Consider the following 23,339-nt stretch of genomic DNA (forward strand, 5'->3'; position numbering starts at 1 on the left):
GATGCTGCAATGAAAACCAAAACGCCCGCCGCATGGGAACAAGTACAGCTCGCTGCCAAGCTCGCCGACTTAAAGGATGACCACTACCGGACCGTTCTCACATTAAGCGCCATGCTAGAATTATTCATAGACAAAGGCATACTTACAAGAGAAGAGCTAAGCGCCAAAGCCGATTCGCTTGATGCACAGCTGGAGTCGCTTATTTCCGCTTCACTTCATCCCATGGGGTAGGCTTGTCGTGGTACGTTGCCCGCAGAGGATGCTCTTCCTTCTTATAAAATATTCCGTTATCCTCCAAGATAGAATTCACGGTTAGCATCGCTAAATCCATCATGTTATGATCAAGGCTCAAATGAGCCAAATAGACGCGTTTCGTCCGATCCGTCATAAGCTCCAGCAGCGCTTCGCCTGCCGCCACATTAGATAAGTGACCGACGTCGCTCAAGATACGGCGTTTCGTATTCCATGGATACCGCCCCATTCGCAGCATTTCGGTATCATGATTGGCCTCCAGCACCAATACATCTGAATCGATGATATGCCGCTTGACCTTCTCACTCACATAACCGAGGTCTGTTGCTAGGCTGAGCTTCTCCCCATTCTCCACAAAGCAGTAGCCGACAGGCTCAGCCGCATCATGAGAGATCGGATAAGATTGAATCGCCATTGACCCGAAGGTCACTTCTTCGCCCGTTTCCATAAACACACGTTTCTCCGGGGCAATGTTGCCTACATGCCTCTCCATCGCGGCCCATGTAGCTTCATTCGCATAGATGGGCAGTTCATACTTTCGTGCGAACGCCCCAAGTCCCTTAATATGATCAGAGTGCTCATGCGTGACGAACAGCGCATCGAGCTGATGCCCCGTCACTCCCCGCTCTCGCATAAGCTCATCCAGCTTCTTCGCACTCATTCCTGCATCAACAATGACGGTCTTCTCATTCCCTTGTACAATTGTCGCATTGCCGGTCGAGCCGCTTCCCAGTACTGTAAATCGAAGTCCCATAATGCTCTTTCCTGTCCCTTCTCCCGCTCCCGTTAACGAAAACCGTTCGCTTCCCCTTGTTCTTCATCCGTTGCAACCTCACCGCTTATCGCGTGCACATAGAACAGATGGCCGTCCTCCAGCATCACACGCCAGGAAGGCGCCGACACCTGCTTCTCCGAATCGAAGATTTGGCCTTTGTAGCCGAGTTGAATATCTGTAATAATTGCGCCATCAGGCAAATAGGTTTCGATTAGGCTTGCTACAATTTTCGCTGCGGGAAGCACTGGCTTCGCTTCACCTGCACCGAGCAGCTCTACCCGATCCTGTAAGAAGGAAATGATTTTTTGATCGCTGATGTACAGTGTAAGCTTTACATCGAACATCGGCCGTCCTTCGACAACACGATATAAGACGAACTGATCTACGCTGCTGTTCAGCAAGTCGAATGCATATTGGTCAAGCTCAGGAATACGGCTGCCCAGTGTCTTCAACAGTTCTTTTTTGGAATAAATAATTGTACTGTCTACCGGCTTGTCCAGAATAATCGGCTCCGCATTCTTACGGCTGTCAGAGTGCAGGTTATAAGTTAAATCCCCTAGCTCCGGTGTTTCAAGCGGCAGATTGGCTTCGAGCGAAATACGCTTCTGCTGCATGATAAGCACCTTGTCCTTCGGCAGCTCCGCTGTGTTTACATTCAGATTCAGCTGCTCTCTAATATCGAGCCAGAGCTGATAGCCCAGCAATACGTTGAGCAGCAGAAACGAAATAATAAGCACACTTTTCGCTCTTCCCCAATCCACCCGCTTTCACCCCCGGCCCTATCTATATACCCTTACTTCCCTTTCCCGAAAAACAACGGGTTCGCTCCTCCAGCAGCCAAAGCTGCCGCAGCGGCGCCACTCACAGCCATTTCGGAGTTATCCTCTACGGCAGTATCGTCTTCTGTATCCTGAATAGACGATTCCACTTCCTGTTTAGGCGGCTCATAGCCATTCGGATAAGCTTCCGTCAGCGTTTCCTCTGTCCCATCGGCTAACCGTACTGCCCATACTGGAATGAAACGAATTCGTTCCTCATCAATCGGCAGCGCCTGCAGCGCAGGGAACAACGTAGTCACCTCACTGCGACGACCATAATCCTTGAGAATAGACTGAAGATCGTCTCCTCCGGGCAGCCATCTAACTGTACGTGATTCCGAATCTGCTGTTAGTGTAATTAATGATCGTGCATATTCCGTAACTACGCCCTGCTGCAGCGTAAGCTTCATATAACCATAACGGAATGGAGGTGTTGAGATTACGGGATATTGTTCGATGTATTGCTTGAACCGAATATCCTTGCCTTCTCCACCAGGATTCGCATTTACGAACCGATGAACCCCATCCCAGCCGCCGTGCTCATTCACGAAATCTACCGAGGCGTACACATTGTCGCTTAGCAGGTTTTCTGTAATCTGCGGGGCGCTTGGATCGGTATAGCTAATCCATTTGCCATTCTGCTCTACCTGCAGACCTCGTTTGCCGTCCGTATAAATTTGTGAGCCTTCCCGATCCTCCAGTGCCCTTGTCGTGCTTGGATCAAAGAACAAGCTTCGCTGCATCAAGTCCGGCGAATACGTGTCATATGGAAACAACATTTCCGTTGATTGAATCGGAACAACCGGAACATAAAGCCCGTCTGCTGTCATCGTATAATTAGGCTGATATTGCCCGAAGCCCACATAGTCCTGTACATCACGTACAGTCAAGTCTGCACGCACGGATTCATAGACCATTTCGCCGTCCGCACTGAAGAAGAACGTTCTAATCTCCTCCGTACCCGTCGTCTTGAAGATCCAGATCCGGTCTATCGTCTCATTCAGAAACAATAGATCGCCCTCCAGCTTCAGCAGCTTCTGCAGCAGCTCCACCGGAATTCCGTTATCGAACCGAAGCTCAATCCCGATATCATTCTTGCGGATCTCTTCCCAGTTGAGCACATCGGAAGGACTGCGCTGGAAGCCCTTGAACTCCCTGCCCTGAATGCGCTGATTCAGAATCATGTCATAGAACTGCATGCCTGGATACATAACGGTATGCTTGTTCCCACCCATATGGATGACAAGCGTCTCTGGAAAAATAACACTTTCCACGCTTGCCGTCTTACCCATCGGTTCAGCATTGACATAATCCTGATCGCTTCGGACTGTAACACCTAAACCCGGCATGCTGTAAGCGAGCAAGTAGCTTTGGAGCAAGCTCAGCACGACGAGTACAATAAGCGTTGTCGTCTTTATTCTCTCCTTCATGCCGGCTCACCCCCTTCTTGCAGCAGCGGCAGCGTGAAGGTGACGGTTGTACCCTCGCCCAGCTCAGAGTGCAGTGAAATGGTTCCACTATGCGCCTTCACAATTTCCCGGGCAATGGACAGCCCAAGACCTGTTCCGCCCATATTGCGGGATCGCGCCTTATCTACTCGGTAGAAGCGGTCGAATATCCGGTTCAAATCCTTCTTGGGGATGCCAATTCCCGTATCCTTAACGCTAATGGCAAGCAATGCCGAATCGGCCGGCTTCTTCGCCGTTAGTTCAATCGTTCCACCGTCCAGCGTGTATTTAATGGCGTTCGAGAACAAGTTGTCGAGCACCTGATCGATCTGGTCGCGATCAAGCCACGCCGAATCAAGTCCGTTATCAACGCGAACCGCTGCCTTAATCGACTTCTGTCTAAGCTGGAAGGAGAACCGGTCAGCTACCTCGTCCAGCATATCATGCACATTAGTCTGCCTGCGCCGCAGAGGTGCCTGATTCGAATCGAGACGCGACAGATGCAGCAGATCCGTTACCAGCCTAATCATGCGCTCCGTCTCATTGCGGATAACACCGACGAAGCGTTCCGACAGCTCTCGCTCTTCAAGCGCGCCGTCATTAAGAGCTTCTGCGTAGCTCTTAATCGTCGTAAGCGGCGTTCGCAGCTCATGTGATACATTGGCTACGAACTGGCGGCGCGATTGCTCAAGCTTCTCTTGCTCGGTTACGTCCTGCAGTACGGCGATCGTACCCGTAATCCCTTTGTCACGACGATGAATCGGTGTAAAGGTTGCCCGCAGATGTCCTTCCTCACTGTCGTCCATATCCTGCTCGTCCGCATGGTGTGCAATAAGCAAAGTTTGGCCCCGGCCTTGCTGAAGCTCATCCAGCCGCTGCTCCGACAATTCAAAAACCTCTGACAGTGCAAGTCCTTCGAAGGTGCGCACATCCAGCAGTTCGAGCGCCCGCCTGTTCCATACGATTACCTTGCCATACTCATCGGCTGCGACCACGCCATCGCTCATATTCGATAGAATGGAAGTCAGCTTCTCATTCTCCTCTTCATTCACCGACAAAGCTTCCTTCAGTCTGATCGTCATGTCATTGAACGCGACGCTCAAGCTGCCGATCTCATCATCGCCCAGTACCGGAACCTGAAGATCGAACTTCCCTTGCGCGATCGCTTCCGCTTGCCGCGTCAGTCCTTGGATCGGACTCGTAATGGTGTGCGCAAGCAGAATGCCGAGAACGCCCGTCAGCCCGAGGGCAATGAGTGTTCCCGAGAAAAAGATCTGATTGACTCGATTCACCGTCTCATACAGCTCATTCATCGAAGCGACGACATACACAACACCAACCACTTTGTTGTCATTAATCGTCACCGGCTGCGCGATCATCTTCTTGCGCGTATTATCTTCATCTATAATTTCTTGCTCATTATCTGTAATGTTCTGAAGCGCCCGGCTTACAGCGAGCGATTTGTTCTTCTGTCCAATATAAGATTGGTTGCTCTGAACCGACGTAGCGACCATCTTGCCGTTGGAATCGAGTACTTGAACCTCTGCGCCGCTAATACTGAATAGATTGCGAACCACGAAGCTAAGATCCTCCGTTGTGCTCTCCGCAGAGTCGCTTTCCGTATCCGGCTTCGCTGCAAGACTTGGTGCTGCGAATTTCGAGAGGATATCCGCTTGCTCTTTGAGGTTTTTAGTGAAGCTGTCGATAAGCGAATTTTTGACGGTGCTGATGAAATATACGCCAATCAACTGCATCGCTACAAGAATCAGCAGCAAATAAATAATAACCAGCTTGACTTGGATCGTTCGGAAGAAGCTCTTGCCCTTCATCCTACGCGAAGCCTCCGGACTTAGCATTACGCATCATATATCCTAGTCCGCGCCGGGTCATAATATATTCCGGACGACTAGGGTCATCCTCAATCTTCTCACGTAATCTTCTAATCGTTACATCTACCGTACGCACATCTCCGAAATATTCAAAGCCCCATACGGCCTGCAGCAAATGCTCGCGTGTCATGACTTTGCCGCTGTTGCGTGCCATATAGTAAACTAGCTCGTACTCGCGATGAGTAAGATCAAGCGGCTCTCCGTCCTTATAGACAACGTACATATCCGTATCAATAAACAGATTGAACAGCTTGAAGCCCTGCTGCTCCTGCTCTGCAGGTCCTTCTATCGCATTCGTATGCTCTCCATTTGCTCCTGCAGGCTTTTGTTGCCTGCGCAAATGCGCTTTCACACGGGCAAGCAGCTCACGCGTACTGAACGGTTTCGTGACATAATCGTCAGCGCCCAGCTCAAGCCCAAGCACCTTATCGATTTCTGTATCCTTGGCAGTCAGCATAATAATCGGCATCTGCAGCTTGGTACGAACCTCGCGGCATACGTCCATGCCATCTTTGACTGGCAGCATCAAATCAAGCAGAATCAGATCAGGAAGCTCCTCGAATGCAAGTCTCACTGCTTCTCCGCCGTCAAAGGCACAGATTACCTGATGCCCTTCCTTTTCCAAATTAAACTTTATAATATCGGCTATCGGCTGTTCGTCATCGACCACTAATATTTTTCCGTGCATCGCTACACCGCCCGTCGCTTGTCCTTAGTAAAACATCTATAACTTCTATTCTAGCACACGTTATCCATTCCTTCACAATGAAACTTCCCTCATGTTAGCAAGGTTTTTCCTTTCCATGTTCATGCAACGCACCCTAACGAACAAGAAACGATAAGGTCTATAGAAAGGAGGCCATCATTTATGCGACTTTTCTACCAAATCTACACTCCATCTAGCTATTGCAGTCCCCACCATTTGAACAGCGGCCCATAAGTAGCCTGAAGCAGCAGCACTCAGCTTGGAAGTTCAATAAGGCGAACATTACGTTACTACGGCTGCCCTGCTCTGCTTTGTACTAATCTACTCTGTTCAACTCAAACCTTCCTCTCGCTCAAAATACTGCCGTATCTATCCTGCACTTTTGCAGTAACTTCCACCTCTATACACACCTTTTACTGCCTATCCTGCACGTTCGCATTAGCCTCATTCATTCAGGACCTTAACCACTCCTATTTCTACTCTTCTAATGCATCTATCCTGCCAGAGTGCAGGATAGCCTTCCTCGACGGTCGATATACGGTCTCTATCCTGCGGACGTGCAGGATAGATATAGATATGTGTTGAAGTGCACTACTAGCGACACGGTAAGCGGTTGAGGTGTTGGTTGGTTGGTTGGTTGGTTGGTTGGTTGGTTGGTTGGTTGGAGCTGCTTCCTCTGACTCCCTCCAGCCTACCACCCTAGCTACGTTGCACTTTATACACTCTATTCGTCGTTTAAGTAACCACGCTCTTGCTACGTTGCAGTTTCTGCAACATAAAGGTGGTTTCACAGCCTATATCTCACTAACAGGAGTGATACTGTTGCACTTTCTGCAGCGTAGCCTGACGAATTGCCTTTTTTACGCGGTTCTATTGCACAAAGTGCAATGTACGCCGCAGTGCTCAGGTTGGTTGGTTCCGTTCCTGCAACGAAGTGTAATCGTATGGACAAACCGTTAACCCTTTATCATATTCTCAAACAAACAACTGATCTACACAAGCAGAAACGCCTGACGGCCTACCTTCTATAGATGCCATCGTTTCTGCGAAACGTATAGAAAGGATAGAGAAATCATATCCTTCAAAAAAAAATCACCCCCGCAACATGCGGAAGTGATTATCTTTGTTTATATTTGGGTATAAATTATAAGTACTTTAATGGATTCTGCAGAACGCCGTCCTTATGAACTTCGAAATGCAAATGAACGCCAGTAGAATTTCCGGTGCTGCCCATAATACCAATCAGGTCGCCTTGTTCGACAACAGCGCCTACCTTTGTTTTATACGAGCTTAAATGCCCGTAAACGGTAGTATAACCGTTTTTGTGATCAATAATAATCGTATTCCCCAGGCCAGGCTTCGTACCAACGAATTCAACGATGCCATTATCAGACGCAAGAATGTTCTTATTACCGGTCAAATCGATTCCGTTATGCATACGGCCCCAACGGGTGCCGAACTTACTTGTTAATCGGGATCCAGTCACTGGCATCGCGAAACGGCCTGTTCCTTCACCAAGTATAACTTTCGTGCCGCGCTCGACAATTTTAGGCGTAGCTTCCTTGATGACTTCCTTCGTCAGAAGCTCTTCCGATACGACATAACCGTTCTGCTTCGTAATGAGGTATGTCATTCGCTTCGAGCCTGCCGAACCTTCTGATATCGTCTTGGACTCGCCAACACGCATGTCCGCATTTTTTTTAATCTCAACTGGCGGCTCGATCGTCTCGACCTCCACCAAGTTCTCAACCGTCTTAACCGTTAGTTCCGGCTGAAGTACTGTTAAATCCAGCACGTCGCCGATTGTAATCTTATCATCCTTAATCCATGCATTGTTCTTATAAATAACCTCTGGCGAAATATCAAATTTCTGTGCGATACAGCCGACGCAATCCCCTGCTTGTACCGTGTACTTAGTTGGTTGAATGCTGCCCTGCACGAGCATCTTATAGATCGCTTCTGCTTCCATGATCTGCTCTGGGTCGGTATCGATGCTTTCTGTCATAACGGCCTCAATGAACTCGACCTCTGTAACCACGCGTCCAGGTACCTTGGCTGCCGGCTTCGCGTCCGCGGCTGATTCCGCATTCTCGTTAGCATCGAAGGATAAAGATTTAACTTCCTTCTCGTTCTTCTTAGCAGCGGCGAGCTCCGGCGCGAACTTACTCTGTACGCGCAGCAGAACATCATCTGCCGTCTGCTGATCCTTCACGATTCCAATGACTTTGCCATCTACCTTCACTTCGACACCAACCGCATGAGCGGCGAACAAGCCTTCAAGCTTGTCCAACGTCACTTCCGTTTCAGGTGTTCCTTTGAACGCTTGATCCGCTTCGTATGTAATCGTTCCTGTGTCGAGCACCATGTTAATGCCAGGGTTCGCTTGCTGTACCTCTTCCGTCTCCAGCAAGACGAGTTGTTCTACTTCCTGTGGATCACTAACGGTTCCAACTGCTGTACCATTCATATATACGTTATAAAATTCGACTGTGTTTGCTTGGACATATTGGATTCCGCTAAATCCTGCCACTGTGAGGAGAACGAGAGCTCCCCCTGCCAATTGAACCGGTTTCTTACGCCATATAGGCATTTTGGCCTTATCGCTTGCAGGTTGTTGCTGTTTCTTGCCATTCAAGTGTTGCGATCGGTCATGCCGAAAGTACTGAATCGTCTGATTCCATACCTTCTGAATCCGACCCTTGTCCCTGAAAACGGTCATGATTGTCTCCTTTTCGCGCTTATGCAACTTTTTTTCGTGTATCCGACAATTAAAAAAAGACGAATTATCCTGTCGGATCACTCGCCTAATACTTTAACATATGGCTAACAATGGGAGCAACCTTTACAAGACGTTCGTAATATTAATATTTCTTCAGAATGTCCATCATTTGGTTATATTCTGTCTTATCGAGATGCTGTGCCATGATCTGTTGAATAGCTGTAAGTTCCTGCTCTGTTAGTCCATTTTCGACAAATTGTGATATAGTTTGCATCGATTCCTGCGGCAATTTGCTCATCAATAGGCCAAACAGCTTATCTTTATCCGAATCGCTCATTTGATCCTTTACATCGGTAAGCTCCTCCGTTGTCATTGCCGTTTCGGTGCCATCGACGCCTGCTGTGCCTTCTTCCACGATCGTACCTTCATCAGGTGCAGAACCAGCGCCTGCCTGCGAGCCCTGCCCAATTCCGATATCCGTCAGCGGCGGATCAGACGCTTGGCTGAATGCATCTACTGCTGATGGCGCACTGTCGTCATCTTCCTCCTGAACATCCGTTTGCTTTGCTGGTTCATTATTCGGCGTTTGTACTGGAGCTTCTTCTTGTTGGGCCAAATCCGCTGTAACCAGCGGGTCAGCGCCCCAGAGCTTGCCCCAAACGCCCGACATCGCCATTGGCGGCACTTCAAGCGGTAGATTGAACTGCTTTAATATTGTTTCCACATAGCTGGTTACAATATATCCTGTCGTCCATATACATAGAAAGCTGAGAATCAGACCTGAAGCAACCAGCTTCGCCAGCCAACCAATCCGTTTCACCATTTGCGACATTCCCTTCATTGCGCAGTCTCGACAACATTTCGACAAGACTTGCTTTTCCATAATCTGTTATCTACCATTATGGTCAACAATAGGGGCAGACATTCTCCACTGTGCCAAATTGCGCAAAAAAAAGGATGGCCCGCGAAGGCCATCCCTATCATTCAGCATACTATTCGTAAATCGGACGAACCGGATTCGTTTGCTCACGGTTGCGGCCTACAGAGAAGATCGCAATCGGAATACCTGTAAGCTCTGATACACGGTTCAAGTAGTTGCGCGTGTTAACTGGCAGATCCTCGAGCGTCTTCGCATTCGAGATATCCTCGGACCAACCTGGGTGCTCCTCATAGATCGCTTCGCACTCAGAAACCATTTTGAGGCTTGCTGGATACGTTTCAATAACTTCACCGCGCAGCTTGTAGCCTGTGCAGATTTTTACAGTATCAAGACCTGTAAGCACGTCGAGCGAGTTCAAGGACAGACCTGTAATGCCGCTTACGCGACGCGCATGACGAACGACAACCGTATCGAACCAGCCCACGCGGCGAGGACGACCCGTAACTGTACCGTATTCGTGACCTTTGTCGCGAATCAATTGGCCAATCTCGTTATCCTGCTCCGTTGGGAAAGGACCATCGCCTACACGAGTTGTGTAAGCTTTGGCTACCCCGATAACCTGCTGGATCTTGGATGGACCAACGCCTGAACCGATACAAACACCGCCAGCTGATGGGTTGGAGGACGTAACGTACGGGTAAGTACCTTGGTCGATATCGAGCATAACGCCTTGAGCGCCTTCGAACAGCACCTTCTGGCCTGCATCGATAGCATCGTTAAGAATGACAGAAGTGTCCGTTACATATTTACGCAAAGTTTCTGCGAATCCGAGATAATCGCGAACGATCGAATCCGCATCCAGAGGCGTACCGTTGTACACTTGCTCGATCAATTGGTTTTTCTCGATGATAATGCTGCGAACTCTTGCTTCGAACTCCTCAGCATCCATCAAATCAGCGATACGGATACCGTTGCGGGCTGCTTTGTCCATGTAGCAAGGGCCGATCCCTTTGCGTGTTGTACCGATCTTGTTGTCGCCTTTGCGATCTTCCTCAAGACCGTCAAGCACAAGGTGATAAGGCATAATAACATGCGCGCGATCGCTGATTTTCAAGTTATCTGTCGAGAAGCCGTTCTCATGAATATAGTTAATTTCGTCGATCAATGCTTCCGGGTTGATTACCATCCCGTTGCCGATGACGCAAGTTTTATTATGATTGAAAATGCCCGATGGAATCATCGTCAATTTATACTTTTTGTTATCAATAAGGATCGTGTGTCCGGCATTGTTTCCTCCTTGGTAACGAGCGACGACGTCGGCTCCCTCTGCCAAGTAATCAGTGATTTTGCCTTTACCTTCGTCTCCCCACTGTGTACCAACAACAACAACCGTAGACATAATTATACCCCCGTCCGGTGTTTATGAGCACCGAAAATTACCGTTCAATTGCTGCTTCACGAAATTCCTTCAGTTAGAAAGATCATCATTGCTTCGTGATATCAGTCAAAAGACAGCATTAATAGTGTAGCAGTCCATCTGCTAGAAGTCAAACGAAAAACGAACAATTGCATAGTTGTCCATGCAATTGTTCGGATATTAAGAAGCTTGCATCGGATCCTGATGCGCCCTGTCTATGCTGACGAACTTATTGTACTTTTTGAGGAACACCAGCTCAACCGTACCAACCGGTCCATTACGCTGTTTGGCAATAATAATCTCGATAATATCCTTTTTCTCCGACTCTTTGTCGTAGTAATCGTCCCGGTAAAGGAACGATACAATATCGGCATCTTGCTCGATCGATCCGGATTCCCGCAGATCGGACATCATTGGGCGTTTGTCCTGGCGCTGCTCAACACCCCGACTGAGCTGCGAGAGCGCAATGACCGGAACCTCAAGCTCACGCGCGATTTGCTTTAGCGTCCGCGAGATCTCAGATACCTCTTGCTGCCTATTCTCGCCAGCCTTGCCCCGACCCGAGATGAGCTGAAGGTAGTCGATCATGATCATGCCAAGTCCTTTTTCCTTCTTTAGACGGCGGCATTTGGCACGAATCTCCGCTACGTTAATCCCCGGCGTATCATCAATAAAGATTTGCGCTTCAGACAAGGAGCCGATTGCCATCGTCAGCTTCTCCCAATCATCGCCTTCCAGATGGCCCGTACGCATGCGCTGTGCATCCACATTCGCTTCGGCACAAATCATACGTTGAACGAGCTGAGCCGCTGACATCTCCAGACTGAAGATGGCTACCGTCTCACGGGCGCGAACGCCTACATTCTGTGCAACGTTAAGTGCGAATGCGGTTTTACCTACGGAAGGACGGGCAGCAACGATAATCAAATCGCTGCGCTGAAAGCCGGCTGTCATCCGATCTAAATCGGTGAAGCCGGACGGAATACCTGTTGTTCCGCCTTTATCCTGATAAAGCTGCTCAACCTTCTCGAATACTTCCATCAATACGTCTCTGATGGAGATGAACCCGCTGCCGGAGCGGCGGTTCGAGATTTCAAGAATCTTTTTCTCAGCATCGCCAAGGAGGACACCAACATCCTCCGAGTTGGCATAGCCGTCGGATACGATATTCGTTGCTGTGCGGATTAAGCGCCGCAGCATCGATTTCTCCTCAACGATCTGTGCATAGTAATCAACGTTGGCTGCCGTCGGTACAGAATTGGCCAGCTTCGCTAAGTAGCTGACACCGCCGATTTCCTCCAGCAGATGCTGATCCTGCAAATGCGCAGTCAGGGTCACGAGATCGACCGGCTGGTTATTCTCAGCAATCTCAACCATCGCTTCGTAGATTTGTCTATGAGGGCCGCTGTAGAAGTCTTCGCTGCGCACCCGCTCCATCGCTGTAATGAGCGCTTCCGACTGCAGCAATATGGCTCCGATAACAGCTTGTTCAGCCTCTAGGTTTTGCGGTGGAACTCGGTCAAACATCAGCTCAGTACTCATTTGGGAACCTCCTACAAGGTTTGTGTAACAAACCTACTTCGTAAGCATCATCTTCAGGTTTGTGTAACAAACCTACTTCGTATACATAAGCGAGGGCCTGCGTAGCAAAGCTGCTTCACAAGCCCATGTCGCCTTCTATTCTTCGCTTGCCTGTACGCTAAGCTTCGCTTTCACCTCAGGGTGGAGCTTAACCACTACCTGTGTAACACCGAGCGTTCGGATCGGATCTTCTAGCTCGATTTTGCGTTTGTCGATTTTTATGCCCTGTGCCGCCAGCGCCTCGCCGATTTGTTTACTCGTAATGGCACCGAACAATCTTCCGCCCTCGCCTGCTTTGGTTTTAATGACAACCGTCATTTCCTCCATCTTCTTGCCAAGCGCCTGCGCGTCTTCCTTTTCCTTTTCCTTACGCTTCTGCTCAGAAGCATTCTGAACCTCAAGCGTCTTCAGGTTGCCGTCTGATGCCAGCTTAGCCAGCCCTTGCGGCAATAGAAAATTACGTACATACCCTTCGGAAAGCTCCTTTACTTGCCCTTTCTTTCCTTGTCCTTTAACATCCTGCAAAAAGATCACTTTCATTCAAATAACCCCTCTTCCGTTTCAATTTCGTCTAATACTTGTTTCAAACGCTCAGCCACTTCTACTACTGAGCCTTCAAGCTGAGCGGCCGCATTCGTCAAATGGCCGCCTCCGCCCATTCTCTCCATGACAACCTGCACATTCATATGTCCAAGCGAGCGGGCACTTATGCCGATGAGGCCATCTGCCCGCTCGCCAATGACGAAAGATGCCAGAATGTCGGTCATATTCAATAGCGTATCGGCCGACTGAGCGATGAGCAGCTGCGAATATTTGCGGCCAGATTCCGTTACGGCAATCGCTACATGCTCGTATAGCACCTCAGCATGTTTAATAATTTCCGCCTTGCGAACATATTCTTCCAGGTCTTCCTTCAGCATCCGCTGAATCATCATCGAATCCGCACCATTGCGGCGCAGGAAGGATGCGGCTTCAAAGGTTCTTGCTCCCGTTCGAAGCGAGAAACTCTTCGTGTCTACCGTAATACCGGCAAGAAGCGCCGTTGACTCCCTGACATCGAGTACGACTCGGTCATGAATATACTGAAGGAGCTCAGTAACAAGCTCGCAAGTGGATGACGCATACGGCTCCATGTAAATTAAAATCGCATTCGCGATAAATTCTTCACTGCGGCGATGATGATCGATGACAACAATTCGGTCTGTCTGCGTCAGCAGCTTAGGCTCCTTCACCATCGATACCTTGTGGGTATCGACAACGACTGCAAGCGTCTGCGGCGTAATAAGCGCGGATGCTTGCTCTGGTGAGACGAATCGCTTGGACAGCTTCTCGTCCTCCCGAATTAATTCCATCATCTTCTGAATGGCCGGATTGACACCTTCTAATACAATGTATGCCTCCTTGCCAAACAGCTGTGCAGCCTTCATGACGCCAATTGCCGCACCGATTGCATCCATATCTGGCATCTTATGCCCCATAATAACGACATTATGGCTCTCGCGGATGAGATCGCGCAGCGCATGAGCAACGACCCGAGCACGGACGCGCGTCCGTTTCTCCACCGCATTCGACTTGCCGCCATAGAAAGATTGGCGGCTTCCGACTTTAACGGCCGCTTGATCACCACCGCGGCCAAGTGCAATATCAAGGCTCGTGTGTGCCCATTGTCCAAGCTCGATAATATGCTCGGCACCTGCTGCGAAGCCGATACTGAGCGTGACCGGAATTTTGTGATCACCCGTAATCTCTCGCACCTCATCAAGTACAACGAAGCGCGATTGCTCAAGCTGCTTTAGTGTCCGCTGATCAGTAACAAGCAGGAATCGGTCCGATGTGAGTCGCTTCAAATAAATTTGATATTTCTGCGCCCATTCGGTAATTTCCGTTGTCACCTTTGCAAGCATAGAGCTGCGCTGATGATCATCAAGTCCCTGCGTTACTTCCTCTAGGTTATCGATCATAACGACGCCAAGCACAAGCTTCTCGTCATCATATTTGCGACCGAGCTGCCAGAGCTCTGTAATATTCTTGACGTACAGAATACGTTCCTTAGGTTTGAAGATCAACTGGTAAACCTGCGAGCCCACCGCCGCTTCAATCGTGCCTTCTCGCTCTTTCACTTGCTGCAAGGACGGGAATATCTCGGCAAGCGGAACACCTATAACCGAGTCCAAGCCCGTCATATCCGTGATATAGGGGTTATGCCATTCCACGATGCGATCTTCGTTATATAGAATAATTCCGAAGGGAAGCTCGCTGACAACATCATGGCCTGCTTTCTTCACCCGGTAAGACAACGTACCTAAATAGGATTTAAGATCCTTGCGGAATGCCCGCTCCGCCATTACGGTATAAAGCAAAACTCCGCCAGTAAGCAGCAGCCCGACTAAACCAAGCTGCCACTGAAACCAGGCAAGCGCCACCGACATGAGCACCATGAGAACAAACGCCCATATCTGGTGCATGCCATGCCAACGTGTAACCAAAAACTTCGGCATTTCCTATCCGCTCCTGTGCTATGGTTTCGTAAAAGACTTGCGGATTGGGAAAGCGGTATCCAGCACGCCAATTAAGCTAAGCGGCGGGAATAGGAGCACCGGTATGGCAATAAGCACCGGCACCGCTTTGTTCCATCCTCGCTGATGAGCAAGGAAGAAGAAAAATCCGACAGCCTGAAACGCAAAAACAAAACTAAGCAAAGGAACCAGGTTAAGTAAAGCGACCGAGAAAAAAGAATCGTTCGTTGTGGATGCGAATAGCTCCATTACATAAGTAATTAAGTACAACACGACTAGCAAACGCGGCAAACGCCATTCCCTTGCACGTGTGAATCTTGGAACCTCAGGACCTCCGCTCCATTTCACCGCTCTGCGACCAATAAACTGCGCGATGACGGTAATCGTGAAGGCAATCATAATAAAAGTAATGGGAATGGAATTAATCATCGTATGGATCACTAGTTCAGTAATATCCGAATTCCATTCTACAGGCAGATATTTCTGTGCAATGAGATCCTCAATAGTTGTACGCATGAAGGAGCTTAGCTCTTTAATTAGCGATAAATTAAAGAACATCTGAAATACGAGCAGTTGCAGCATTAATTGTGCCAGAATGATAACGCCAACTGTGCGAACCACCTTCGACGCTGGTGCTTGCTTGATATACAAGTGGCCCATCACAATAGACGGAATTAGAAAAAACAATCCGATTATAAGTGTAGCAGGACCGCCGATAATAAGTGCAAGCACCCATACCGGAAGCAGATGCAGCGCGAACGCTTTGGGCGACAAGGTCGTATAAAGCACGACATAAGGCACCATAAGCAGCAGCATCGCAAAGACATTCAAGAGCGGTACTAGAAGGGTTAATAATAAAAGGAGTGCTGCACAGCTCCACAGCACTGGTTTCAAGCCGGTTCTCAAACCGTTCACCTCTTGCTTATATAATCTGGTTTCTTACGAAACTTTTACAACTCATTATAGCATAAAAGCAAAACATATCACGTACATTCCAGCCCGCGCCATTGTTTCCTGTAACGAGGTGAAACGGCTGTCACCGTCCTATGGCTGCTTTACGCGTTTCATTCATAGAAATATAGAGAATATATGGCCTAAGGATATACATTCCTATAGCTAAACAAAAAGACGGAATCGTTACTCCATCCCGTCTTCGCTCTTATTAGACTGCCCTGTCCCGTTTGAACTTAGTACCTGCTGCTCTGCCGTACGACTGCCATTCGCTATTGATCCTGCAGCACATTATGCTGCTCCATAATCATTTTCTGACAGTAGTCGATAATTTCACTTCTGCGAACAATACCGATAAAGCGGTTCATGTCATCGACTACAGGCACAAAGTTTTGCAGCTTCGCAAGCGAGATCAGATCGTCCATATTCGCATCAATACGAACGGTCTTGTTATTCATGCGAAGCGGCACATCAGCTAGCTTCACCTTGTTGGTCTGCTCCAGTTTCAAATCTGCATGATCCTTGATGTACCATAGCAGATCGCCTTCTGTCACCGTGCCTGCATAGCCGCCGTCATCGTTAATGATAGGTACCGCTGTATAACGGTGATATTCCATCCGCTCAAGCGTCTGTCTAAGTGTCGCATCCTGAGTCAGACATACCACCTCTTGTTTCGGCAATAAAAAGAAAGCAATATTCATGTGTTTAAGCAACTCCGTTCCGTTTGCTGTTTCCCTGTATTCCTATTCTACTTGGCTGAAGGCAGCAGGGCGGATCGGAGCAGGCAGCCCCTTTACTGCTCCGCCGAGCTTTCGCTAGTTTCGAGTGTGCCTGTCTCTTTCACCTTATTCACTGTGTACTTATCCGGCAATATCAAGCTGGATGCAGGCGTATCTGCATTCAACCAGCTCTTAATCATCGTCTGTACCTTCGCCAAATCTTCATCATCCGCAAAATAATACCAAGCCCCTCCGCTCTTCAGGCGATGGCCATTACCGAGCAGCGAGTGACTGTATATATTGCGATCTTTCGCCTGCAGCATGCTCTGACCTAGATCGATCAGCTGCTGCGGACGCATATCCGTGCTGAAATTATCACCCATAATATCCATTAGTTCAGGAATCTTGGACCACTGATTCATTTGCTTCGCCTTATCCATAAGAAGGTTTAGAAATATCTGATGCCGCTCTGTACGGTTGATATCTCCGCCAGCATCCTCGCGATACCTGACATAGTTAAGTGTATCTTGACCATTATAGCTGTCTTGACCAGCTTTGATGACAAACTTCTCATGATCAGCGTCATCATTGACCATATCCTCTTCAATAGGTAGCGCTATGCCGCCCAATGTGTCAATAACATTGCGGAAGCCTTCGAAATTAATAGAGGCGTAATAGTTAATCGGCGCATCTAGAAACTTTTCTACAGTATCCATAGCCATTCCTGCTCCGCCGAACGCATAAGCATGTGTAATTTTATCCTCTTTGTTCTTACCCACAATCTCTACATAGGTATCTCGCGGAATCGACACCATCAACATATCTCCATCATTCGGTCGAACGACGGTATAGATCATCGTATCGGAGCGTCCGATCTCTTTGCCTCTCTGATCAACGCCAAGCAGAAGCAATGCGAATGGATCTTGTTCCTTATCTATTGTACTAACCGGTATAGGCTCGCGTCCATCTATTGGTTTATAGGTTTGCTCCAGTTGCTTCTCTACATGACCTTCAAGAAACCAATCAAATCCCAGCATTGCCAATGCCCCGCGATTGAAAAATACAGTAACAGCAACAATAACCACCGCGGCTGACGCTGCATACATCCATTTACGTTTATTCATAATATGATGACTTCTCCTATCTAATCTATTCTTTTTATAAATACCATTCTCAGTTTAGACGATATAAGACTGCAACAGGTTACAAAACTTTTACAATGGAATAATGCCAAATCTGGATATTTATTTATTTAACAAGGAGGTCTATCTACCATTAGTGACGAATACAATCATGAAAGAAAATGTAAATATAGAAAGGGTGAATATTGTGGATCAACCCCCATCCTTAAAACCGGACAGCTCTTCGACCGGCCTTGACCCTAAAGTAGCAGGTCTGCTTTGCTACCTCGGAGGCTTTGTCACCGGCATTATATTTCTAGTGCTTGAGAAAAACAGCCGCTTCGTCAAGCTGCATGCTGTGCAATCGATCGTCGTATCAGTCGCACTAATCGTCCTTAATGTGCTATTCGGCTTTATTCCGATAATCGGTTGGATTCTTGGCTTACTGCTTGTTCCGGTAGGTTTGGTTCTGTGGATCGGACTTATGCTGCTGACGCTGCAAGGCAAGCTGAATAAGCTTCCTGTCATCGGTGATTGGTCAGAGCAACAAGCCAATAAATTTTAATGTATTGCCTTAAAAATGGACGGCCTTCCTGCTGTTCATTTTTTTGTTCTTTCTATAAGTTCATAAGAACTGTTCACTAAACTATTATTATTACCTCGTAATTCAATGAAAACGTCCAATATTGATCTATCCAACGCTCCAAATGCGTTTAATTCGACTTGTACTGCGCATTTTAGCCGATTTAGCGGTTTGAAGAATTGCCAGAAAGTTCGTACTATTAATGAACAACAAAAATTCGAATAAAGAAGGATCGTGAATATTTCTTATGGGTATAGGACTTAATCTATTTTTATTTGCTTTACTAATTGTTCTCACTGCTTTTTTCGTTGCTACTGAATTTGCCATTATTAAGCTTCGAACCAGCCGAGTCGATCAATTAGTCGTTGAGGGTAAGAAAAACGCACTTGCTGTTCAACGTGTAGTTAGTAATTTAGATGGATACCTATCGGCCTGCCAGCTTGGTATTACGATTACAGCGCTCGGCCTTGGTTGGCTTGGAGAGCCGACTGTTGAGCGATTGCTCCTCCCTGTTTTTGAGCAATGGAACCTTAACAGTGATTTTAGCCACATCTTATCGTTCTTGATTGCCTTTATCGGCGTAACCTTCATTCATGTCGTAATCGGTGAGCTTGCTCCCAAAAGCATTGCGATACAGAAACCTGAGCTTGTCAGCTTCGCGGTTGTTAAGCCAATTATTATGTTCTACAAGGTGATGTACCCATTTATTTATCTCTTAAACGGATCAGCTAATGCATTAGTTCGTTTGTTTGGATTGAAGCCTGCCAAAGAGCATGAGAATGCTCACAGCGAAGAAGAAATTCAAATTATTTTAAGCGATAGCCTAGAAAGCGGTAAGATTAACAATACGGAATATGGCTATGTTAACCGTATCTTTGCTTTTGACGAAATTTTGGCCAAAGAAATTATGGTACCACGTACCGATATGGCTGTTTTGTATAAGAACAACACGCTTCAACAAAATATGGACATTATCCGCCAAGAGCAATATACTCGTTTCCCTGTAGCTGGCGACAGTAAAGATAATATTGTCGGTATGATTAATACCAAGCAGCTGTTTCTACAATATCAAGAAAATAAAGAAATAGATTTGCAAACCTTGATCCAACCGGTTATGTCTGTCGCGGAGGTGCTGCCAGTCAAAACGCTTCTGACTCGGATGCAGCAAGAACGTGTACATTTCGCCATTGTGGTCGATGAATACGGCGGCACATCCGGTCTAGTTACGATTGAAGACATCCTAGAGGAAATTGTAGGAGACATTAGAGATGAATTCGATGCAGACGAGCGTAAAGACATTGAGATGATATCCGAAACCTCCTACCTCCTTGACGGAAAAGTATCGCTAACCGAGCTTGGCGATTTGATTGGTACGGAGCTGACTCATGATGAAGTCGATACCGTTGGCGGCTGGTTATATAGTGAAATGGAAGAGCCTAAGCCTGGCAAGCAATTCGACTTCCATAACTTAACCTTCACGGTACGGGAAGTGAGCAAGCATCGAGTTAACAAAGTAGAATTAACGATTACCCCGCTTCATTCTTTGCTAAAGCCTGAGGTAGGATAATAATGAACAAGGCAGATGTCGCTGGACATCTGCCTTGTTTTTCTATATATGCGTATACACACCTTTTCCTAGGGCAAGTTAATAAGAAAATGCACAGGAAAGGAAATCGATATGCATATTGATATGATGATTAATATCATTTGCGGCTTGATTATTCCTTGGCTCGCAGCCATTCCCCTTATCCGTAAAAAAACGAAACTGCTGCTGTTGATCTTTCCCATTGGAGCCGTCGTCTCAATGGTCATTAACTCACTCGGCTTCCAGATGAATTTCTGGGACTTTACACCGTTCATTCCAAATGATGAATCCGTCTCAGCTATGCCGCTCGATCTAGGTCTCTACCCCGTACTAGGCAGCTACATGATCTGGGCCATCACACTACGCAAAAGTTGGACCGCAGCTATTTTGTTACTGTTTATCCTCTTTACGACATTGCTCGAATACATCGCATTACTTTGCGGTAAAGTCAGCTACGGGAACGGATGGAATATCGGCCATACATTCTTATCGTATTTGCTTGCTTTTGGGCTCGTCTATTTGTACTTCAAGCTGCTTGCGCGATTTCGTATGCTATAGAGTCTGCTCTTCGCTCTTCTCATCTTGGTAAAGCGAGGAGCGGCTTGTGAACCAGCCATACGTATGAATGACGATAACCTTCAGCACAGCATAGCCTGGAACCGCGAGCACGATGCCTGCAAGCCCAAACAAATTGCCCGCCGTCAGAATAACGAAAATAATAGTGATTGGATGAATCTGCAAGCTTTTACCCATAATTTGCGGCGAAATAAATTTACCTTCAATGAATTGAACAATTGTCCAGATAACGATCATTTTGAGCAGCATAACAGGTGATGTAACTAACGCTACGACCAAAGCCGGCGTTATCGCAATCGCTGGCCCCAGATAGGGGATTACACTCGTACAAGCCGCAACTAGCGCAAGCACAAGCGAATATTCAAGTCCGATAACCAAATACCCGATGTAGAGAAGCATCCCTATGCAGAAGCTAACAATAATTTGTCCACGGATGTAGCTGCTGATCTGACCATTCATCTCCGCCATAATACGTTTGGACTGCGGCTGAGCCTTGTTCGGCAGAAAACGTACAATTGCTTGTGGCAAATGTTTGCCATCCTTAAGCAAGTAGAACAAGATGAACGGCAGCGTCAGAACCGCTAGAATGACTTCTTTGAGCGCTCCCACAAACGAGCCCACACTTGATAAGGTTCCATTGAGCAGCGCGGTGGCTTGCTCGGTGAAATTGCTCGACAACTCCGAGGGATTCAGATTGAACCAATCCTGTATTTGCAGAAACCCTGGACTATCCATGAATTGCTCGAAATTGCTGCGCAGCTGGTCCCCGTATTTCGGGAAGTTATTTACGAAGCTTACCGCTTGTGCATTAATAAACGGGATGACAGCGACCAGTAATATCGTAATAAGCCCTGCGCCGAGTAGGAACAGCAAAATAATCGAATAAACCCTTTTAACCTTTTTTCGTTCCAAGTAATCCACGATCGGATTCAGCAAATAATAGGCAATACCCGCCAATATGACGGGCAGGAGCAGCGTTTTGAGAAGCACGGTAACTGGCGTAAAAATATAAGATATTTTGGTCAGCACCATAATATTAAGTCCAACTAACAACAATACGAGCAGAAACAACACAAATTTATTATTGAGAATAAACCGTTTAAACCGCTCTGTCCCCGTTTTTGTATTTTCCATAGTGAAGTCCCTTTCCTTCCCATTTAGGCAATCATTTTGATTTATTGTAGCATTTCTATAAACCTAAACGCGAATGAAAGGGCTAAGCATTATACTCATTCAGAATACGACTGTTTTTTTTGAGGAAAAATAAGCTTTAACATCGGTGGCGTTGCCAACGTCGTAATCATAATAACCATCACAATGGAAGTGAAATAGAGCTGCGGCAGCATGCCGGATTGTAGACCGGAGGCTGCAATGATAAGCGCCACCTCTCCTCTCGATACCATGCCTGCGCCAATTGCAAGCGACGAACGATTATGGAAGCCCGTGAGCCTTGCACCAAGCCCTCCTCCAGCCAGCTTCGTCAGTATGGCGACCACAGATAACACCACGATAAACAAGAGCTGTCTCCCTACGCCCTCAAACGTAATATTCAAACCGATGCTAACGAAAAATATGGGAACAAACAGCGTATACGCAATTGGCTCCACTTTCCTCTCCACTTCATGTTTGAAAGTAGTCTGTGAGATCGCAATGCCGGCTGCGAATGCGCCAATGATACCGGCAACACCCATTTTTTCTGCGAAATAGGCATATGCAAAACAGGCGATTAAAGCCCCGCTCATCAGCGCCTCCGTTACTCTAAACCTTGCAACTAGTTTCATGAAGTGCGGAACAACCCAGATAGACGCTGCGATTACAACGACAAAGAACAGTACTTTTTTGCCTAATAACGCCGGTATCGACACGCTTTCCGTAGTACCCAGCAAGCTGAGCATCACTGCAAGTAGAATGACGACGACAACATCATCTACGACGGCTGCTCCAAGAATCGTGCTCCCTTCCCTGGAGTTCAATTGATTCATCTCTTTCAATGCTTGAACAGATATGCTGACGGAGGTTGCACATAACAGCAGCGCTAAGAACAACGATTCGGTATCTGATAATCCCAGCGCAGATGAAGCGGCATATCCACCGATAAAGGGTAATATAATACCACCGAGCGCCACCGCAACGGCTGATTTCCAGTTCTGGCGAAGCTGATCCAGATCAGTTTCTAATCCCGCAATAAACATGAGCAGCAGCACACCAATTTCAGCAAAATGCGTAATGAAATCATTCGGCTGTATCCAGCCAAGCAGCGCTGGCCCCAGCATAATCCCTACGATCAACTTGCCGAGCACCGCTGGCTGCCCCAGCTTAACGGACAAGTGGCCGGCCGCCTTCGTCGCTGCGATCATAAGCACGAGATCTAAAATAAATGCCACAGGCTCACCTTCTTTATGTTTATCGTTTAGCATACAACAAAAAAAGGCCCCTATGCATACGAGGCCCTTAGAATAAACAAAAAGAGCCCTTGGTGACAGGCTCCTCCGTTTGTCGTGCATATTCACTTATCGACCTATTCAGTCGTGTAAGGAAGCAATGCGATTTGACGTGAACGTTTAATTGCGATTGTAAGCAAGCGTTGGTATTTCGCGCTTGTTCCAGTCACACGACGTGGCAAGATTTTGCCGCGCTCGCTGATAAACTTTTTCAGCAAATCTACATCTTTATAGTCAATTTTAGAGATTTTGTTCACAGTGAAGAAACATACTTTACGACGTTTGTTGCGTCCGCCTTTACGTCCGCTGAACTTACGTTCTGGACGCTCGTCGCCGCCGTTATCTCTTTGCTTGAAAGCCAT

General features: G+C 47.5%; 21 protein-coding genes. 4 read left to right on the plus strand and 17 right to left on the minus strand.

Features of this window, described 5'->3' with window-relative positions:
• Positions 1–9 precede the first annotated feature (9 nt).
• Positions 10–231, plus strand: coding sequence for a hypothetical protein (locus FGT79_RS16950; protein ID WP_138753990.1), 222 nt, complete (start codon positions 10–12; stop codon positions 229–231).
• Here FGT79_RS16950 and FGT79_RS16955 read toward each other — a convergent pair.
• The 14 genes from FGT79_RS16955 to FGT79_RS17025 form a co-directional block, all read right to left on the minus strand.
• A complete protein-coding gene (locus tag FGT79_RS16955; RefSeq protein WP_138753991.1) occupies positions 200–1,006 on the minus strand; it encodes an MBL fold metallo-hydrolase in 807 nt (268 codons plus the stop codon). The genes FGT79_RS16950 and FGT79_RS16955 overlap by 32 nt on opposite strands.
• 32 nt (positions 1,007–1,038) lie before the next feature.
• Complete coding sequence (yycI, locus tag FGT79_RS16960; protein WP_138753992.1) at positions 1,039–1,788, minus strand: two-component system regulatory protein YycI; 750 nt, start codon at positions 1,786–1,788, stop codon at positions 1,039–1,041.
• Between the two features lie 32 nt (positions 1,789–1,820).
• Positions 1,821–3,275 carry a YycH family regulatory protein gene (locus FGT79_RS16965; protein WP_138753993.1) on the minus strand — a complete coding sequence of 485 codons (1,455 nt, stop codon included), beginning with the start codon at positions 3,273–3,275 and terminating at the stop codon, positions 1,821–1,823.
• Entirely contained in the window at positions 3,272–5,122 is a 1,851-nt protein-coding gene (gene walK / locus FGT79_RS16970) for a cell wall metabolism sensor histidine kinase WalK (RefSeq protein WP_138753994.1), read from the minus strand. Before walK ends, FGT79_RS16965 begins: the two co-directional genes overlap by 4 nt.
• 1 nt (position 5,123) lies before the next feature.
• On the minus strand, positions 5,124–5,870 hold the full coding sequence (gene yycF, locus FGT79_RS16975; protein ID WP_138753995.1) for a response regulator YycF: 747 nt from the start codon (positions 5,868–5,870) through the stop codon (positions 5,124–5,126).
• 1,162 nt (positions 5,871–7,032) lie between these two features.
• A complete protein-coding gene (locus tag FGT79_RS16985) occupies positions 7,033–8,607 on the minus strand; it encodes a M23 family metallopeptidase (RefSeq protein ID WP_138753996.1) in 1,575 nt (524 codons plus the stop codon).
• A gap of 142 nt (positions 8,608–8,749) precedes the next feature.
• Positions 8,750–9,430, minus strand: a complete 681-nt coding sequence (locus tag FGT79_RS16990; RefSeq protein WP_138753997.1) for a hypothetical protein — start codon at positions 9,428–9,430, stop codon at positions 8,750–8,752.
• 169 nt (positions 9,431–9,599) lie between these two features.
• Positions 9,600–10,886 (minus strand): adenylosuccinate synthase, encoded by a 1,287-nt coding sequence (locus tag FGT79_RS16995; RefSeq protein ID WP_138753998.1) that lies wholly within the window; start codon positions 10,884–10,886, stop codon positions 9,600–9,602.
• Positions 10,887–11,084: 198 nt separating this feature from the next.
• The gene (gene dnaB, locus FGT79_RS17000; RefSeq protein WP_138753999.1) at positions 11,085–12,446 is read right to left on the minus strand and encodes a replicative DNA helicase; all 1,362 of its coding nucleotides are present in this window, start codon (positions 12,444–12,446) and stop codon (positions 11,085–11,087) included.
• A gap of 135 nt (positions 12,447–12,581) precedes the next feature.
• A complete protein-coding gene (rplI, locus tag FGT79_RS17005) occupies positions 12,582–13,025 on the minus strand; it encodes a 50S ribosomal protein L9 (RefSeq protein WP_138754000.1) in 444 nt (147 codons plus the stop codon).
• A complete protein-coding gene (locus tag FGT79_RS17010; protein WP_138754001.1) occupies positions 13,022–14,983 on the minus strand; it encodes a DHH family phosphoesterase in 1,962 nt (653 codons plus the stop codon). Before FGT79_RS17010 ends, rplI begins: the two co-directional genes overlap by 4 nt.
• 18 nt (positions 14,984–15,001) lie before the next feature.
• Entirely contained in the window at positions 15,002–15,907 is a 906-nt protein-coding gene (locus FGT79_RS17015) for a DUF2232 domain-containing protein (protein WP_425465020.1), read from the minus strand.
• A 317-nt stretch (positions 15,908–16,224) separates the two neighbouring features.
• Positions 16,225–16,653 carry a CBS domain-containing protein gene (locus tag FGT79_RS17020; protein ID WP_138754003.1) on the minus strand — a complete coding sequence of 143 codons (429 nt, stop codon included), beginning with the start codon at positions 16,651–16,653 and terminating at the stop codon, positions 16,225–16,227.
• A gap of 92 nt (positions 16,654–16,745) precedes the next feature.
• Positions 16,746–17,795, minus strand: coding sequence for an LCP family protein (locus tag FGT79_RS17025; RefSeq protein ID WP_138754004.1), 1,050 nt, complete (start codon positions 17,793–17,795; stop codon positions 16,746–16,748).
• 154 nt (positions 17,796–17,949) lie between these two features.
• On the opposite strand from FGT79_RS17025, the gene FGT79_RS17030 reads away from it, so the two are divergent.
• From FGT79_RS17030 to FGT79_RS17040, 3 genes are all read left to right on the plus strand, one after another.
• Positions 17,950–18,357 carry a DUF4870 domain-containing protein gene (locus FGT79_RS17030; RefSeq protein WP_246096465.1) on the plus strand — a complete coding sequence of 136 codons (408 nt, stop codon included), beginning with the start codon at positions 17,950–17,952 and terminating at the stop codon, positions 18,355–18,357.
• Between the two features lie 265 nt (positions 18,358–18,622).
• Positions 18,623–19,942: a hemolysin family protein gene (locus FGT79_RS17035; RefSeq protein WP_138754005.1), complete on the plus strand. Its 1,320-nt coding sequence runs from the start codon at positions 18,623–18,625 to the stop codon at positions 19,940–19,942.
• Between the two features lie 111 nt (positions 19,943–20,053).
• Positions 20,054–20,518 (plus strand): CBO0543 family protein, encoded by a 465-nt coding sequence (locus tag FGT79_RS17040; protein ID WP_138754006.1) that lies wholly within the window; start codon positions 20,054–20,056, stop codon positions 20,516–20,518.
• On the opposite strand, the gene FGT79_RS17045 is transcribed toward FGT79_RS17040, so the two are convergent.
• From FGT79_RS17045 to rpsR, 3 genes are all read right to left on the minus strand, one after another.
• Positions 20,513–21,670, minus strand: a complete 1,158-nt coding sequence (locus FGT79_RS17045; protein ID WP_138754007.1) for an AI-2E family transporter — start codon at positions 21,668–21,670, stop codon at positions 20,513–20,515. The genes FGT79_RS17040 and FGT79_RS17045 overlap by 6 nt on opposite strands.
• Before the next feature lie 95 nt (positions 21,671–21,765).
• Positions 21,766–22,920, minus strand: a complete 1,155-nt coding sequence (locus tag FGT79_RS17050; RefSeq protein WP_138754008.1) for a cation:proton antiporter — start codon at positions 22,918–22,920, stop codon at positions 21,766–21,768.
• Positions 22,921–23,054: 134 nt separating this feature from the next.
• Complete coding sequence (rpsR, locus tag FGT79_RS17055; RefSeq protein ID WP_054025756.1) at positions 23,055–23,339, minus strand: 30S ribosomal protein S18; 285 nt, start codon at positions 23,337–23,339, stop codon at positions 23,055–23,057.

This window comes from Paenibacillus sinopodophylli (genome assembly GCF_005930355.1).
In the GTDB taxonomy this organism is placed as follows: Bacteria; Bacillota; Bacilli; order Paenibacillales; family Paenibacillaceae; genus Pristimantibacillus; species Pristimantibacillus sinopodophylli.